Origin of the sequence: Mycobacterium sp. SMC-14 (genome assembly GCF_046250075.1) — a bacterium.
Classification (GTDB): Bacteria; Actinomycetota; Actinomycetes; order Mycobacteriales; family Mycobacteriaceae; genus Mycobacterium.
The window spans coordinates 4783102-4798383 of record NZ_CP176429.1 but is presented as its reverse complement, the minus strand read 5'-3'; the positions used below and the strand labels follow the sequence as shown (position 1 = coordinate 4798383).

Annotated in this window: 15 protein-coding genes; 4 read left to right on the top strand and 11 right to left on the bottom strand. The window is 67.9% G+C overall.

Features of this window, described 5'->3' with window-relative positions:
- Positions 1-120 precede the first annotated feature (120 nt).
- Positions 121-2997, top strand: coding sequence for a leucine--tRNA ligase (gene leuS, locus ACKY0W_RS22160; RefSeq protein WP_409435844.1), 2877 nt, complete (start codon positions 121-123; stop codon positions 2995-2997).
- A gap of 5 nt (positions 2998-3002) precedes the next feature.
- Positions 3003-4511 (top strand): hypothetical protein, encoded by a 1509-nt coding sequence (locus tag ACKY0W_RS22155; RefSeq protein WP_409437893.1) that lies wholly within the window; start codon positions 3003-3005, stop codon positions 4509-4511.
- A 251-nt stretch (positions 4512-4762) separates the two neighbouring features.
- Here the strand turns inward: ACKY0W_RS22155 and ACKY0W_RS22150 are convergent, their stop codons facing one another.
- Genes ACKY0W_RS22150 through ACKY0W_RS22130 form a run of 5 tightly spaced genes read right to left on the bottom strand, consistent with a single transcriptional unit; the run spans position 4763 to position 8242 of the window.
- On the bottom strand, positions 4763-5356 hold the full coding sequence (locus ACKY0W_RS22150; protein WP_409435843.1) for a hypothetical protein: 594 nt from the start codon (positions 5354-5356) through the stop codon (positions 4763-4765).
- Entirely contained in the window at positions 5353-5967 is a 615-nt protein-coding gene (locus ACKY0W_RS22145) for a hypothetical protein (protein WP_409435842.1), read from the bottom strand. Before ACKY0W_RS22145 ends, ACKY0W_RS22150 begins: the two co-directional genes overlap by 4 nt.
- Before the next feature lie 24 nt (positions 5968-5991).
- Complete coding sequence (locus tag ACKY0W_RS22140) at positions 5992-6681, bottom strand: sensor domain-containing protein (protein WP_409435841.1); 690 nt, start codon at positions 6679-6681, stop codon at positions 5992-5994.
- A gap of 26 nt (positions 6682-6707) precedes the next feature.
- Positions 6708-7523: a sensor domain-containing protein gene (locus ACKY0W_RS22135; RefSeq protein ID WP_409435840.1), complete on the bottom strand. Its 816-nt coding sequence runs from the start codon at positions 7521-7523 to the stop codon at positions 6708-6710.
- Entirely contained in the window at positions 7520-8242 is a 723-nt protein-coding gene (locus ACKY0W_RS22130) for a sensor domain-containing protein (RefSeq protein WP_409435839.1), read from the bottom strand. The genes ACKY0W_RS22135 and ACKY0W_RS22130 overlap by 4 nt, the downstream gene beginning before the upstream one ends.
- Positions 8243-8398: 156 nt before the next feature.
- Between ACKY0W_RS22130 and ACKY0W_RS22125 the strand changes: the two genes are divergently transcribed.
- Both ACKY0W_RS22125 and ACKY0W_RS22120 read left to right on the top strand, forming a co-directional pair.
- A complete protein-coding gene (locus ACKY0W_RS22125; protein WP_409435838.1) occupies positions 8399-9061 on the top strand; it encodes a sensor domain-containing protein in 663 nt (220 codons plus the stop codon).
- A gap of 40 nt (positions 9062-9101) precedes the next feature.
- Positions 9102-9773: a sensor domain-containing protein gene (locus tag ACKY0W_RS22120; protein WP_409435837.1), complete on the top strand. Its 672-nt coding sequence runs from the start codon at positions 9102-9104 to the stop codon at positions 9771-9773.
- A gap of 15 nt (positions 9774-9788) precedes the next feature.
- Here the strand turns inward: ACKY0W_RS22120 and ACKY0W_RS22115 are convergent, their stop codons facing one another.
- The 6 genes from ACKY0W_RS22115 to ACKY0W_RS22090 are packed head-to-tail and all read right to left on the bottom strand — an operon-like array spanning position 9789 to position 15265.
- Complete coding sequence (locus tag ACKY0W_RS22115; protein WP_409435836.1) at positions 9789-10454, bottom strand: SDR family oxidoreductase; 666 nt, start codon at positions 10452-10454, stop codon at positions 9789-9791.
- The gene (locus ACKY0W_RS22110; RefSeq protein WP_406759512.1) at positions 10454-10966 is read right to left on the bottom strand and encodes a MarR family winged helix-turn-helix transcriptional regulator; all 513 of its coding nucleotides are present in this window, start codon (positions 10964-10966) and stop codon (positions 10454-10456) included. Before ACKY0W_RS22110 ends, ACKY0W_RS22115 begins: the two co-directional genes overlap by 1 nt.
- A gap of 57 nt (positions 10967-11023) precedes the next feature.
- Positions 11024-11770 carry an amino acid ABC transporter ATP-binding protein gene (locus ACKY0W_RS22105; RefSeq protein WP_409435835.1) on the bottom strand — a complete coding sequence of 249 codons (747 nt, stop codon included), beginning with the start codon at positions 11768-11770 and terminating at the stop codon, positions 11024-11026.
- A complete protein-coding gene (locus ACKY0W_RS22100; protein WP_409435834.1) occupies positions 11767-13548 on the bottom strand; it encodes an ABC transporter substrate-binding protein/permease in 1782 nt (593 codons plus the stop codon). The genes ACKY0W_RS22105 and ACKY0W_RS22100 overlap by 4 nt, the downstream gene beginning before the upstream one ends.
- Positions 13530-14327: an LLM class F420-dependent oxidoreductase gene (locus ACKY0W_RS22095; RefSeq protein WP_409435833.1), complete on the bottom strand. Its 798-nt coding sequence runs from the start codon at positions 14325-14327 to the stop codon at positions 13530-13532. The genes ACKY0W_RS22100 and ACKY0W_RS22095 overlap by 19 nt, the downstream gene beginning before the upstream one ends.
- A 53-nt stretch (positions 14328-14380) precedes the next feature.
- Positions 14381-15265, bottom strand: coding sequence for an alpha/beta fold hydrolase (locus ACKY0W_RS22090; protein ID WP_409435832.1), 885 nt, complete (start codon positions 15263-15265; stop codon positions 14381-14383).
- Positions 15266-15282 lie beyond the last annotated feature (17 nt).

Here is a 15282-nt window from a genome sequence, read left to right as displayed (position 1 = left end):
CCGCTGACAGGGTCGCCAGGGCCGCAACCGACCTGGAACGAAGCCCTCACCGGGTCGCAATCCAACTGATACCAAGCTGTGGCGATCAGACCGGGAGACGCCGCCCTTTACCCTGTTGAGGTGAACGAAGCCCCGACCACCCAGGGATCCAGCGACCAGGCGCCCCGGCACCGCTACAACGCGACGCTGGCCGGGCGTATCGAAGACACCTGGCAGCAGCACTGGGAGCAGGCGGGGACCTTCAACGTCGCCAACCCGGTCGGTTCGCTCGCGCCGACGGACGGTTCGACCGTGCCCGCCGACAAGATGTTCGTCCAGGACATGTTCCCCTACCCCTCCGGGGACGGCCTGCATGTCGGGCACCCGCTGGGCTACATCGCCACCGACGTCTACGCCCGCTATTTCCGCATGACCGGCCACAACGTGCTGCACGCCCTGGGCTTCGACGCGTTCGGCCTGCCCGCCGAGCAGTACGCGGTGCAGACCGGCACCCACCCGCGCATCCGCACCGAGGCCAACGTCGAGAACTTCCGCCGGCAACTGCGGCGCCTCGGATTGGGGCACGACAGCAGGCGCAGCTTCTCCACCACCGACGTCGACTTCTACAAATGGACGCAGTGGATCTTCCTGCAGATCTACAACGCCTGGTTCGACACCAGTGCGAACAAGGCGCGCCCGATCCCCGAGCTGATCGCCGAATTCGACTCCGGGGCACGCATCCTCGACGACGGGCGGGACTGGGCGCAGCTGTCGGCCGGTGAGCGCGCCGACGTCGTGGACGGTCACCGGCTGGTCTACCGCACGGACTCGATGGTCAACTGGTGCCCGGGGCTGGGCACCGTGCTGGCCAACGAAGAGGTCACCGCTGACGGGCGAAGCGACCGCGGCAATTTCCCGGTTTTCCGGAAGCGGTTGCGGCAGTGGATGATGCGGATCACCGCCTACTCCGACCGACTGCTCGACGATCTCGAACTGCTGGACTGGCCGGAGAAGGTCAAGACCATGCAGCGCAACTGGATCGGGCGTTCCACCGGTGCGGCGGCGTTGTTCGCCGCTCCCACCGTCGACGGTGATGTGGTGGGCATCGAGGTGTTCACCACGCGCCCGGACACGCTTTTCGGCGCCAGCTACCTGGTGCTCGCCCCCGAGCATGAGCTGGTCGACCGGCTGACCGTCGCCGCGTGGCCGGACGGGACGGATCAACGCTGGACCTTCGGAGCCGACACCCCGGCAGCGGCAGTCGCCGACTACCGCAAGGCGATCGCGGCGAAGTCCGATCTGGAGCGCCAGGAGAACAAGACCAAAACCGGTGTATTCCTGGGCAGTTACGCCACCAACCCGGCCAACGGGCAGCAGGTGCCGATCTTCATTGCCGATTATGTGCTGGCCGGCTACGGCACCGGCGCCATCATGGCGGTTCCCGGACACGACCAGCGAGACTGGGAGTTCGCCGCCGAATTCGGCCTTCCGGTAGTCGAAGTCATTGCCGGCGGCGATATTACGGAAGCCGCTTATGCGGGCGACGGCACTCTGGTCAATTCCGGCCCGCTGGACGGGATGAGCGTCGCCGATGCCAAGAAGGCCATGACCCAACAGCTGGAGGCGCAAGGCCACGGCTGGGCGCGCATCGAATATAAGCTGCGGGACTGGCTTTTCGCCCGGCAGCGGTACTGGGGCGAGCCGTTCCCGATCGTCTTCGACGCCGACGGCCGCGCGCACCCGCTGGACTCCGCGGCCCTGCCGGTCGAGTTGCCCGACGTCGCAGACTACTCACCGGTGCTGTTCGATCCGGACGACGCCTCCAGTGAGCCCTCACCCCCGCTGGCCAAGGCGACCGACTGGGTGCACGTCGAACTGGATCTCGGAGACGGACTGCACTCCTACACCCGCGACACCAATGTCATGCCGCAGTGGGCCGGAAGCTCCTGGTACGAGTTGCGTTACACCGACCCGCACAACGCCGATCAGTTCTGCGCTCCCGAGAACGAGGCCTACTGGATGGGGCCGCGGCCGGCCGAGCACGGCCCCGATGATCCGGGCGGCGTGGACCTCTACGTCGGCGGTGCCGAGCACGCGGTACTGCACCTGCTGTACTGCCGTTTCTGGCACAAGGTGCTGTTCGACCTCGGGCACGTCAGCTCGCGGGAGCCCTACCGTCGCCTGGTCAACCAGGGCTACATCCAGGCTGCCGCCTACACCGACGCCCGGGGGTCCTACGTGCCGGCCGCCGATGTCGAGGAGCGCGACGGAAAGTTCTACCTGCCGGGTGCCGACGGCGACACCGAGGTTTTCGCCGAATACGGCAAAATGGGTAAGAGCCTGAAGAATTCGGTGTCCCCCGACGAGATCTGCGACAGCTACGGCGCCGACACCCTGCGGGTCTACGAGATGTCGATGGGACCGCTGGATATGTCGCGGCCGTGGGCCACCAAGGACGTGGTGGGTGCGCATCGATTCCTGCAGAGGGTGTGGCGGTTGGTCGTCGACGAGGAAACCGGACAGACCCGCGTGCTTGACGGCGAACCGGACACCGAGACCCTGCGCCTGCTGCACCGCACCATCGTCGGGGTGTCAGAAGACTATGCGGCACTGCGCAATAACACCGCAGCCGCCAAGCTGATCGAATACACCAACCACCTCACCAAGGAGCATCGCGACGGGGCTCCGCGCTCGGCCGTCGAGCCGCTCGCCCTGCTGCTGGCACCGCTGGCTCCGCACCTGGCCGAGGAGCTGTGGCGGCGACTGGGCCACGATGCCTCGCTGGCCCACGGACCGTTCCCGGTGGCCGACCCGGCCTACCTGGTGACCGACACCGTCGACTACCCGGTACAGGTCAACGGTAAGAAGCGCGGCCTGGTCACCGTGCCCACCGACGCGGACGGCGACGCGATCAAGGCCGCCGCCCTGGCCGACGAGAAGGTGCAGGCGTTCCTGTCCGGTGCCACCCCGAAGAAGGTGATCGTGGTGCCCGGCCGATTGGTGAATCTGGTGGTGTGACAACGATGCCGGTGCTGCGGAACCTAACGACGCCATTCGTCCTGTGGTGGCGGTACTGGCCGCAGCTGGCAGCGTGCTACCTCGCTGGACTGGTCGTCCGCCGGGTGGTGATCGCCGCGGCCGCCTGGGCCGGACACAGCAATCCGTTGTGGGCGGCGCTGATCATGCCCGGTGCGGGGCTGGCGCAGCTCGGTTCCTACGTGGCGATGTTCCTGGTGCTGCGCCGCGGGCTACCGGAGGTGGCCGCGCTGCCGCGCCGGTCGCTGCGCAGTGTCGACCTGTTCACCAGTGTGATCGTGCCGTTCTTCGCTATCTATCTGGCCTGGCAGATGTTCAAGGAAGACTGGCTGGCCTATCAACGTCTGGCCCTCAATTACCGGGTGGCCGACGCGATGAACGGCATCAACACCGAGATGCTGCCGATCTCCCGAACCACCTGGGTGATTGTCGGCGCTGCCCTGGTGGCCCGCTATGTGTTGGGGCACTTCAGTAGTCGGTTGCCGACCGTACTGATCGCGCTGCGGGTCTACATCGACGCACTGTGGGTGTTCCTGGTGCTGACCTTCTCGCTGGCGGCGGGCATCACCGTGTTGATCAAACCCGGAGATTGGCTCAGTCACCGTCGGCTTGTGGTGTGGTTCAACACTGTTCGCGCCGATGCATTCTCGCATGTCCAACCGCTGCAGACGGCGTGGCAGGGATTCATGTGGCTGGTGCGGACGGCCTTCGGTGGCGCCGCGGTACCGCTGATGTGGTTGGCCGCGGCCGGGATCGTCTACGGGGTGTCCGCCCAGATCGACTGGCCGACTGTCCTGCGGCGGACCGGTGCGCCGGGGGAGACGGCGGCCGGGGTCACCGAGCGCTGGCGACAGACGCCCGAACAGCTGCGGACCCGGGCCGCCGAGTATGCCAAGTCCAAGACGGGGCGGTTCGGCCCGATCGTCGATGCGGCCCGGCTGATCCTGCACGGCGGTGTGGTGGGCCTCTCGGGTTATGTGCTGGCGTATCTGGTGTTGGCGTGGCTGGACATGCGGGGCAGCTTCTACCGCACTCAGTTGACCGAGGGCTACCTGTACCGGGGAATGGCGAGGGTCCTCGGACCGCACGGCCCGGAGTTCTGGTCGGCGTTCGGTGGGACCATGAGCCTGGCCTCGCAGCTGATCGTTCAGCCGTTGCGGATCGCCCTGGTCGCGGCGATGTTCGCCTACTGCGTGCGCCGGGCCAACCTGGCAGCCGTCACTACCGTCACGGGAAGCCCGGGCTCACAAGGCGATTCGCAGCATGATGCCGCCGTCGGTGTTGATCAGGTCGACCGCGGTCGGCACGGCATCCGACGGGAGCAGGAAGCTCAGCTGCAGCGGCCCGGCCTTGGTGCACCGGTCGGTGGCGTCGCCGACCAGTGGCGCGGCGTTTCCGATGGCCGCGGTCTGCCAGCGACGCCGCCCGTCGGTGATGACCGCGGTGCATTCCCCGGCGGGTGTCGTCCCGGTCCGCTCGAGGATGACAACGGTTAGCGCCGTGTGGGTGGGCAAGGTGTTCGTTGGCGCGTGCGGTACCGCGTTGAGGTGGTGGACCGAGCCCAGCCGCCAGGTCTGCCCGTAGGCCATGACGGAGTCACCCTTGGCGACCAGCACGGCCGGGGTGACGCGGGCGCGGTAGGCCGACCAGTCCGGGTACAACTCGGTGATCCCGAGGACCCCCGCAGCGATCGCAGCCACCGCGAGGCCGATCACGTTGCGCTGCCAGAGGCGAAGCGTACGGTCGCTCATCCGGTCACCTCGGGCGCCACCACCAGGACGGTGCCGTCGGCGGAATCCAGGTGGCCGCGCAGGTTGATCACCAACCGGTCATCGAGGCGGTCGTCGAGACCCGGCCAAACCCTCAGCTCGAACGGGTCGGCGCCGGGGGGGTCGAACAGTTCGGGTGGCACGTCGAAGACCCAGGCGCCGCGCAGGGTGATGCCGGGATCGGCCCGGTAGCCCAACGTGTAACTGGGGAATCGGTCGGATGGCCGATAGGTGTTGGGGCCGACCCGAAGTTCGACGCTGGGCATCACCGTCCGCTGCGTCGCGGACACACTCGCGCGCACCACCACCCATGCACCGGCGGCGGTCACCGGCGGCGGATTCGCCCACCGCGCCGAACCCTGCACCTCCCGTGTCAGCTGCACGTCGTCGACGGTGACGGTCAGGGAACGGCCACTGGTCTGCACGCCGAACCGGCCGGGTACATCGAACGGTCCATAGACGCGGGTGCTGTCCGGAAGGTGTTGCCACAGCAGCGCTGCGGCCACCAGGATCGGCGCTGCGGTCAGGGCAGCAGTCGCTGCGGGGCGGGATCGCCGGAGGGGTGTACTCATTTGACGGTCACCGGCAGGGTGATCTCGGCATAGTCGGAGCTGTCCACCCAGTCCCGGCCGTAGGTGACCAGCAACTCGGTGAAGCGTTTCTTGGCGACCCGCAGCGTCACGGTGAGATCTGGATGAATCGCACTATCTGGGATGCGCCACACGAACACGAGCTGCTCCTGCAGTCCCGGCCCCAGCTGGGTGATGGGGGAGCCGTCGATGAGACGAAACACCCCGACGGGGCTGCTTTGCGGCTGGTCGCGCAGCTGCAGTTCGCCCATCAGCCGGCCGGGGATGGTTCCGTCGTTGCGGACGGTGCTCACCACACCGAGGTAGCGATGGCCGGGTTGGGCCGGCGCGACGATCCGCCGTCCGGCGCGCAGCTCGTTGACCACCGAAGCGCGAGCGACGGTCAGGGTGAACTCGCCGTCGCTGTGCGCTTCGTCGGCCGCGAAGACGGTGGGACCGGAGTCCACCGTGTCCAGCCCGCCGAACAGTCCGGCAACGGCCAGGATCAGGCCGACCGTGAAGGTCCGCAGCTGACGCAGTTTGCGACGCTTGAGCTCACCGCGCAGCCATGGACCCAACGCTGCGATGCGTTGCGCAACCTTGTGCGGAGTCATGGATGTTTCTACTCGCCGTGCGAATCAGGCACGCACGCCGGCGACCTGACTGGTGATCCGCTCGGCGATGGTGGCGGCGGCGGGCCCGCCGTTGCCGTACTGACACACCTTGATGCTGTACAGCACGTTGCGCGTCACCCCGGCAACGTCCGAGCAGCTGTAGCCGATGGGCTGCTGGTCGGACAGCTGGTCCTCCACCCACCGTGCCGAAGTCGGGGCGACGGTCTGAATCCGGAACCGCCACTGCGCATCCGTGTTGTTCTTGATGCTGGCGATGACGCCGTTGCACTTGGCCATCGCAGCCTTGGTGAACACCTTCTGGAAGGTCTGCGTGGCCGTGGCGGCGTCGGCGTAGGTCGCCACTCGCTGCTGGACGGTGAATTCCCAGTTCTCGGCGTCGTCGCGGTCGGCGCGGAACCGGTAACCGGTGTAGTCGCGGCCGAAAGTTTCGACGTCGGGACCGGTCAGCATGGCGCACGCCGAGTGCTCGCCCAGGTCGTCGGACTGATAGGGCCGCCGGTTGGCCTTCTCCCAGTCGAACGTGACCCCGACGATGTCGCCGACCGAGGCCGGGGACAACAACAGTGACTCGACCTTGCCCGCAGGCACAGTGGCCTCGCCCGAGTCGGCCGCGGCGACCGGAAGGGGTCCGGCGATCAGCGTGCCCAGGCACATGATGCCTATTCCGAGAAGCAGTCCCTGCGGTGCTTTCATCGCTGCCGCCTTTCCTCGCATGCCGGTCACGGGTGGGGGATCCAGTCGTTGATCTGATTGCCGATCGCTGTCGCAGCCGGTGCCGCGGTGCCGAACTGGCATACGGTGACAGTGAATTCGACGTTGCTTCGGGTCCGCGCCTCATGGGCACAGGTCCAGTCGTTGGGCTTGCCGTCGGCGTACTGGTCCAGCGTCCATCGGGCGGTGTCGGCGGTGGTGCCGGCCAGGTTGAGCCGCCACGTGATGCGGTCGTCGTCACCCTGGCGATGCACCACGGCACCGTCACATCCGGCCAGGGCCTTCTTGTCGAAGGTCTTGCCGAAATTCGCCGTCGCGGTGGCGACGTCGGCGAAGGTGGCCACTTCCTGGGCGACGAAATGTTGCGAGCTGTCCTCGCCGTCCCGCACGCTCTGGCGCCGGAAGGCGGTGTACTCGCCTCCGTAGCTGTCGGTGTTGGAGCCGAACAACACCGCGCAACCCGCTTTGTCGCCCAAGCCACCTGCCGGCGCACCGGGCCTGGTGAACACCGTCTCGAAGCCCAGCTTCGCGTCGACGATCTTGTTGAGCTCCTCGATCGGAACCAGCAGTGCGCCAAGCTTGCCCGGTGTCACCAAACGCGGCCCGGCGGCCGGCGCCGGAGCCGGAGTCGTTGCGCGCTGCCCGCCCGACTCACCGGCCGGGGCGGCGGGCGCGGCTGGGTCTTGTTGGACGCTGGGCGGAGCCGCGGCCGCGGCCGGCGCAACCGTGGCAGCGCTGTCCTGGTCGGGGTCGTCACCGGCGCAGCCGGCGAGGGTCAGCGCGGCCAGCCCGACACAGCAGCCGGCGATAAGTCGGCGCGTCACGGCAGCTTGACCAGCATCTTGTTGGCCAGCTGAAGGCTCTGCTTGACCAGACCGATGTTGGATCGGCATGCCGACACCTCGACCACGACGTTGCCCTGCGACGTCATGGCGTGCGAGCAGGCGCCGCCGTCGTCGGTGATGTTGTTGACCAGGTAGATGTCGTCGGTGGTGGAGACCACGTTGTTGACGGTCCGGGTCTGGGTGGAGCCGCTGAGGTCGCCGGTCACCTTCTTGCGGGAGCAATCCGTCCAGTTCTGGATGGTGTTGGCCACCATGTTGGCCGCGGTGTGCTCGTCGTTGTAGCTGGAGGCCACCGAGATCACCGAATAGCTGTTCTTGGAACCGAATCCGGTGAGCTCTTGGTAGTTCAGCCCGGTGTAGCCACTGCCGTCATAGGTCTCGTCCAGGCCGGCATAGACCGCACTGGCGCATTGCGCGTCGGAGGTGCCGGCCGCGCCGGCGATCGGCGAGGTCGCCGTCTTGTAGACCGTCAACTCGACGGGCGGATCCGACGGCCACTTGACGATGGGCGAGGTTTCCGCCGAGGTCAGCTGGAGAGCGGCCAGGTCGACGTCGGCGGAGGGGGTGGTGTCGTCGATCCCCGGCGCGCCCGGGGTGGCCGAGGCCAGGCCGGGCAGTACCGTCAGCGCCCCGGCGGCGCAGGTCGCGATCGCGAGCGCCAGGTAACCGATTCTCCGGTCGGTGTCGTCCCGTTGCATTGCACGTCCTTAACGTTGGGGTCGGTCGGTTCGGTTATCGATGGAACCACATTGCGGACTCCAACGTGGAGGTCTCCGCGGGGAACACCGGATAACATGCGGTCAGCCCCAGCCGCCGGTAGGGGATCTCAACACGGCGAAACGGAATGGATTTCGATGCGAATTCACCTGGTCCCAGTGGTGGCAGTCTCGGTCGCGGCGTTAATCGGTGTGGTCGCAGACGGTTCGATCGCGCAGGCCGCGCCCAGCGCCGCGGACCTGGCTGACGTGCTGGTTCCCGCAGATGAGGTCAGTGAGCGGATGGACACCGCCATGCAGGTGATCAGTTCAGAATCCGGCACCCAGCCATTGAGCACGCCGACCACCACCCCGGCGAACTGCACGGCCGTGTACGCGCCCGGCTCGGCAGCGGCCTACGACGGCTCGGGCTACACGGACTTCGTCGTGCAGACCCTTCGTCAGCCCGGCGGCGAGGTGAACCCCAACGTGGTTGAGGCCGTCGCGGAGTTCCCCGACGCGAAGGCCGCGCAGACCTACCTCAATGACCAGGCCGCCATCTGGAAGAGCTGCAAGGGCACGCCGTTGACCGCTGACTACGCCAACGGATTGACCTCCGACCTCAAGGCCGGGGTCGTCACCGCAGGCGGCCTGGAGCTGTTCGCCACCCTGTTCGCGAATCCCATGAAGGGCACGGCCGGTTGCGAGCGGGTACTGCAGGCCAAGGGCAACTACGTCGTCGACGTCCGGCTGTGCACCGACGACAACCCGGGTGGCAAGGGGCGCAGCCTGCGTTCGCAGATTGTCCGGAACCTCGCGTAGCGCCAGCTCGCAAACTACGTCGACGAAAGGTCAGCTTTCCATGCGCAATTCGCACACTCTGGGCATGTTCACCGCCGGCATCGCTGCGGCCGGACTGTTGCTTGCGGCCCCGGCCCTCGCCGCGCCGGTCGACGCCGACGACCTGGCGGCACTGCAGCCCGATCCCGCCTCGCTCAACAGCATCTTCGCGGGTCCGGGACTGCGGAATCCGTCGCTGACGGTCACCGACCATTCCAACGGGCTGCGGAACTACAAGTCCATTGAGAAAGGCTGTGTCGGTGCGGTCTATCCGGCCACCGAAGCGACCTATGGCGGCAGTTCATTCCGAGGGATCGATCTGCAGACCCTCACCAGTGACACCACCGGCCCGGTTCGGGTGCGGGTGACCACCGTGATCGCAGCGTTCCCCACCGAGGAAGCCGCATCGGCCTTCGTGAGTGAGACCGCTCAGTCTTGGCAGAACTGCGCCGGTGACCAGGTGAACCTGACGCTGCCCGGACAGGACGACGAGCAGTGGTACGTGCAGACGCCGTCGGAGGCCGGCGACGGTTTCGCGGTGCGCACCAACCGGGTGTCGGACCACTCGACGTGTTCCCACGTCATCACTGGCAAGTCCAACGCGGCCATCGAGGTGTTGGCGTGCAGCAGCGGCATCGTGTCCGATCAGGCGCTCAAGGTCGCTGACCAGGTCCGGGCGGGAATCACGGGCTGACCCGAATCAACCTGGTCAGCGCGGCCGGACTACCACTTCCTGCAGCTGCGCCTCGGCGGGGGTGCGGATGGCGGCGGCCACCACTTCGGCGACGGTGCCGGGGCGCAGGAAGCGGGCCGGGTCGTACTCGCCGCCCTCGTAGGCGACCAGGTCTTGCTGCATGTCGGTGTCGACCCGGCCGGGGTAGACCGTGGTGACCCGCAGGGCCGGCTCGTCGCTGCGCAGTGAATCCGCGAAGGCCCGCAGCGCGAACTTGCTCGCCGAATACGACGCCATGCCTGCAGAGACGCGTTGCCCGGCACCGGAGTTGATGAAGACCACCTGACCGCGGGCCGCCCGCAGGGCGGGCAGCAGCGCCAGAGTCAGGGCCACCGCACCGAACACGTTCACTTCGAAGGTGGCCCGCCACTCCTCGATATAGGACTCGCCGGCCGCGCCGGGCAGCATCACCCCGGCGTTGTGCACCAGCACGTCGAGTTCGTCGACGATCTCGGTGGCCGCCTCGATCCCGTCAACGTCAGCGAGGTCGAGCGGCCAGGTGGTGGCGCCGAGCCGTTCGGCAACTGTGTCCAGACGCGTCGACGGTCGGCCGGCCAGCAACAGGGTGTGGGTGGGCGCCAGTGCTTCCGCTATCGCCGAACCGATTCCGCCGCCGGCGCCGGTGATCAGGGCGGTCGGCATCAACCGCAGTCCAGGGGGCAGCCCGCATCGTCGGCGGCTGCCGGATCGATCCCATCGCAAGTGGCCAGTCGCTCCAGCGGTTCCAGCGCGCGCGTCAGGGTGTCGAGTTCTTCCGGGCTGAGCTTGGACAGCATCGCCGCCAGGGCGGCGTGCCGGTTTGCCAGCGACTCACGGTGGCTCGCCAGACCCTCGGGGGTGATGTCGACCAGCACCGCCCGCAGATCCGAGGGGTCGCGGCTGCGCTTGACCAAGCCGATCTTCTCCAGGCGGCGGATCGCCACCGTGGTGGTGGGGGTGCGGACCCGCTCGTGGGCGGCCAGCTCGGTCATCCGGATGGGGCCCCGGTCCAGCAGCGTGATCAGGATCGACAGCTGAGCCAGGGTGAGTTCGCCGGTCGGGGTGCCTCCGCTGATGTCGCCGCGCCGCAGTATCGAGAACAGTTTGGACAGCGAACGGTGCAAGCCTTCCGCGATCGCCGTCACCTGCGGCGTATCGGCCTTGCTCTCCGTCATAGTTCGCCAGTCTAACCGGTGACTGTAAACAGGGTTGACAAGTCGGACAGGTTGCTGTCACAACACCTGGGAAAGAAACTTCTGCAGGCGCTGCGTCTCGGCGTTGTCGAAGATCTGATCCGGCGGGCCGCACTCCACGACCTTGCCCCGGTCCATGAAAACAACCGTGTCCGATGCTGAACGGGCGAAGCCCATCTCGTGGGTGACCACCACCATCGTCATGCCGTCGGCCCCGAGTTCGGCGATCAACGCCAAGATCCCCTTGACCAATTCCGGATCCAGCGCCGAGGTGGCTTCGTCGAAGAGCATCACCTGCGGCTGCATCGCCAGCGCCCGAGCGATCGCCACCCGTTGCTGCTGACCCCCGGAGAGCGCCGACGGGCGGGAGGCCGCCTTGTTCTTCAGCCCGACCCGGTCCAGCAGGCCCAGCGCGAGCTCGCGCGCGGCGTCGACGGACATCCCACGCAGCTTGCGTGGAGCCAGCGTGATGTTGTCCAGCACGCTGCGGTGCGGAAACAGATTGAAATGCTGGAACACCATCCCGATCCGCTGACGCAGCCCGTCGGGGTCGTCGGCCAACACCGATCGGCCGCCCAGCAGCACGTCGCCGGCGTCGGGCTCGTGGAGCCGGTTCAAGGTGCGCAGCATCGTCGACTTACCCGAGCCGGACGGACCGATCACTGCGGCGGTGGAACCCGCAGGCACGTCGAGGTCGACTCCGTGCAGCACCTGGTGTTTGCCGAAGGATAACTGAATCCCTTTGGCCGCCAACGACACCGGCTCGCGGTCCGTGGGCGCCGTCACGTCATCTCCTGACTGGAGATAGCCGGGCTGAGCTCGACGGCATCATCGGCTTCGGGGGGTCTGCCGCGCCGCAGGCGATGATCAACGACGTTCACCAGGTGCGTCAGCGGGATGGTCAACGCCAGGTAGAGGATGCCGGCGGCCACCAGCGGGGACAGGCTGCCGGTCTGGGCGTTGAAGTCGCGGCCCACCTGGAACAGCTCCCGCTGACCGGCGACCAGGCCGAGAAAATACAGCAGTGCCGACGCCTTGAGCAGGGCGATGAACTGGTTGACCAGCGCCGGCAGCACCCGCCGGATGCCCTGCGGGATCACCACCAGCCGCATGGCCGACGGGTAGCCGAAACCCAGTGCGCGCGAAGCCTCCAGCTGGCCGGACTCCACACTCTGGATGCCCGAGCGCAAGATCTCCCCGATGTAGGCCGCGGCGGTCAATCCCAGTGCCGCGATCCCCAGCGGGTAGGGGTTGTTGTGCGTGAGCCCGCCGACCAGCGGCCCGACCACCAGGCCGATCATCAGGATGATCAGCACCTCGGGCAATCCCCGGAAGATGTCGGTGTAGATCCGCGCCGGCCAGCGCAGCCATCGGGTCCGCGAGAGTCCGGCCACGGCCAGCCCCAGCCCCGCCACCAAGCCGATCGCGCCGCCGCTGACGGTCAGCAGCAGTGTGTTGGGCAGGCCGGTCTTGAGCAGATCCGGCAGGGCGCGCCGGTACAACTCCCAGTCGAAAAAGGAGTCGCGCAGCTGTGCCAGCGTCGATTTGGGCGTGTACGGCTCTGACTCGGGTCGGTGATGTCGGGCCGCGATCGCGGCGAAGTCCGGCAGATGCGGGGTGGCCGCCGACTTGGACCCCGGCTGCCAGTCCGGCGGCAACGGCCGCGGCACCCAGTCGGTGAACAGCTGCGGCCAGGTGCCGTCCTCGATGACCGCGTCCAGGCCGGAGTTCAGCGCCGAGATCAGCGCCTGGTTCCCTTTGGCCACCGCGTATGCCTCGAAGCCGGCCGGGCTGAAGGTGTAGCCGACGATCTGCGCCGGATCGCCAGGCTTCAACAGGTTCAGCGCGGTGAGCGACGGTGCCACCCAGGCGTCGACCTGGCGGCTTTTCAGGCTGGCGTACAGCGTGACCGAGTCGGGGAAGCGCACCGGTTCGACTTCCAGGGCGTCGACGGCGTAGGCGTCTTCGACGGTGCCCTGGACCACCGCGACGCGCTGGCCGCCGGACAGGGCGTCGAACCCGGTGATCCCCGACCCGGCCGGGACCACCAGTGCCATGTAGCCGAAGTCGTAACCATTGGTGAAACCGACTGTGCGGCGGCGCTCGTCGGTGGCGTTGATCGACGCCGACCCGACGTCGAAACGTCCCGACTCCACCTGGGCCAGCAGGCCGAAGAAGTCGGTGCCGACGAAGTGCACCCGCAGACCCAGCTTCTTGGCGATGGCCCGCAGCAGTTCATTGTCGAACCCGCTGTAGCGGCCCTTGGCGTTGATGCAGTTCGTCGGGGGGCTTTCGGTGAGCGTGCCGACCGTCAGCACCCCGGGGGTACCCAGCCCCAACTTGGTCACGTCGATCGAACTCAGCGGCTCGACCCCGGCCGTGGTGTATTTGTCCTCGCGCGGACGCTTGGCGTTGGCCAGTTTGACCGGCAGCGCGACGGCGGCCTGCTCCCCGGGCGGGGAGCACAGGTCCGGGGCGGCCCCGGCCGGCGGCACCGCCGCCAGACCGCCCACGATCACGCACGTGGCGATGAACGCCGCGAGCCTTATTGCTCGTCGCGCCATCGGCACAGCGCCTCGGCGGCGGTCAGGTCGTAGTCGGGGCCACTGCTGCCGATGGTCAACAAGCTCACCCCGAGGCCGGTCAACGCGGCGGCCTCGGCCAGCAAGTCGGCCACGGTGCCGCGTGTCTGGTCGCCGCCCAGCGCCGCCGAGTGCTCGATCGTGGCGGGGTCTCGCCCGATGGCGGCGCAGTGCTGCGCCAGCACGGCGGCCTTGTGCGGGTAGCTGTCGGCGTCGGCGAAGCTGTGCCACATGTCGGCGTGCTCGGCCACCAGGCGCAGTGTCTTGCGCTCGCCGCCGCCCCCGATCAACATCGGGATAGCTCGAGTCGGCGGCGGATTAAGTTGGGCCAGGCGGGTTTTGATCCGGGGTAGTGCACCGGCCAAGTCGTCGAGGCGGCTGCCCGCGGTGCCGAACTCGTAGCCGTATTCCCGGTAGTCCCGGTGCTTCCAGCCCGAGCCGATGCCCAGGATCAACCGGCCGTCGCCGATGTGGTCGACGGTGCGGGCCATGTCGGCCAGCAGCTCCGGGTTGCGGTAGGAGTTGCACGACACCAGCGCACCGATTTGGATGCGCGAGGTCTGCTCGGCCCAGGCCGCCAGCATGGTCCAGCATTCGAAGTGCGGTCCGTCGCGGTCGCCGTAGAGCGGGAAGAAATGGTCCCAGTTGAAGGCGATGTCGACCCCTAGGTCCTCGCAACGCCGGACCGCGTCGCGGATCGCGCTGTATCGGGGTGCGTGCTGGGGTTGCAGTTGGACGGCGATGCGGATGGGCCGGGCCATCTCGCCACCTTAGCCCCGGAATCGGCGGGTATCAGGCGAGTGAACCGACGGGTTCAGGCGAGGGTCATGCGAAGCAGCTCGACCAGGACACGCGGCCGATCACTTTGCACGGAGTGCCCGGCGCCGTCGACCACGTGGGTGGTCAGTCCCGGCGATCGTTGCGCGTACTCGGCGACGTCGTCGGCGGAGACGAATACCGAATCGCCGCCGCGGATCAAGGTGGTCGGTGCGGTGATCGCCGAAACATCGGTCCACAGCTCGGTGAAGTCGCCGACCGAGCGGATGGTGTCGTAGCGCCATGTCCAACTGCCGTCCGGCAGCCGGCGGGTGTTGTGGAACAGTCCGCGTCGCAGCGACTCCTGGTCCCGGTGCGGCGCCGCGGCCGTGGTGATGGCCAACAGTGACTCGAAGTCGGGGAAGGTCCGTTCGCCTTGGGCCAATGACACGGTCCCGCGGTCGGCGGCACTCATCTCGGCGTGGCGCTGCAACGCCGACGGTGTCACATCCACGATCGCCAACCGGCGCACCAGCTCGCCGGCGGTGGCCGCCAACCGGATCGCGGTCAGCCCGCCCAGGGACATGCCGACCACCAACTCGGCCTCCGGTGCCAGCTCGCGCAGTACCGGAGCCAGGGTGGCGGCATTGCGCTGGGGTGAGTAGTCGCCGTCCTCGCGCCACGCCGAGCGGCCGTGCCCAGGCAGGTCCACTGCCAGCGCGGGCTGGCCGAGCCCGAGGATGACGGTGTCCCAGGTGTGGGCGTTCTGCGCGCCGCCGTGCAGGAACACCACCCGCGGCGGTGCCGAACCCCAGCGCAGTGCACTGACTTCGCCGGCCTCGATCCGCTCGACGTCGGGCAATGCGCCGGGCAGACCGGCCTGCTCGGCGTTGCCGCGCAACATCGCGAACTCCGAGAGGCCGGCCAGCTCGTCGTCAGTCATGTCCCCCCGCAGAGTGG

Excerpts from the sequence above, each read along its gene's own strand:
- ACKY0W_RS22110 (WP_406759512.1), bottom strand. The coding sequence starts at position 10,966 with ATGACGGAGAGCAAGGCCGATACGCCGCAGGTGACGGCGATCGCGGAA.
- ACKY0W_RS22115 (WP_409435836.1), bottom strand. The coding sequence starts at position 10,454 with ATGCCGACCGCCCTGATCACCGGCGCCGGCGGCGGAATCGGTTCGGCG.
- ACKY0W_RS22150 (WP_409435843.1), bottom strand. The coding sequence starts at position 5,356 with ATGAGTACACCCCTCCGGCGATCCCGCCCCGCAGCGACTGCTGCCCTG.
- ACKY0W_RS22125 (WP_409435838.1), top strand. The coding sequence starts at position 8,399 with ATGCGAATTCACCTGGTCCCAGTGGTGGCAGTCTCGGTCGCGGCGTTA.
- ACKY0W_RS22155 (WP_409437893.1), top strand. The coding sequence starts at position 3,003 with ATGCCGGTGCTGCGGAACCTAACGACGCCATTCGTCCTGTGGTGGCGG.
- ACKY0W_RS22130 (WP_409435839.1), bottom strand. The coding sequence starts at position 8,242 with ATGCAACGGGACGACACCGACCGGAGAATCGGTTACCTGGCGCTCGCG.
- ACKY0W_RS22120 (WP_409435837.1), top strand. The coding sequence starts at position 9,102 with ATGCGCAATTCGCACACTCTGGGCATGTTCACCGCCGGCATCGCTGCG.
- ACKY0W_RS22095 (WP_409435833.1), bottom strand. The coding sequence starts at position 14,327 with ATGGCCCGGCCCATCCGCATCGCCGTCCAACTGCAACCCCAGCACGCA.
- ACKY0W_RS22090 (WP_409435832.1), bottom strand. The coding sequence starts at position 15,265 with ATGACTGACGACGAGCTGGCCGGCCTCTCGGAGTTCGCGATGTTGCGC.
- ACKY0W_RS22140 (WP_409435841.1), bottom strand. The coding sequence starts at position 6,681 with ATGAAAGCACCGCAGGGACTGCTTCTCGGAATAGGCATCATGTGCCTG.
- ACKY0W_RS22100 (WP_409435834.1), bottom strand. The coding sequence starts at position 13,548 with ATGGCGCGACGAGCAATAAGGCTCGCGGCGTTCATCGCCACGTGCGTG.
- ACKY0W_RS22145 (WP_409435842.1), bottom strand. The coding sequence starts at position 5,967 with ATGACTCCGCACAAGGTTGCGCAACGCATCGCAGCGTTGGGTCCATGG.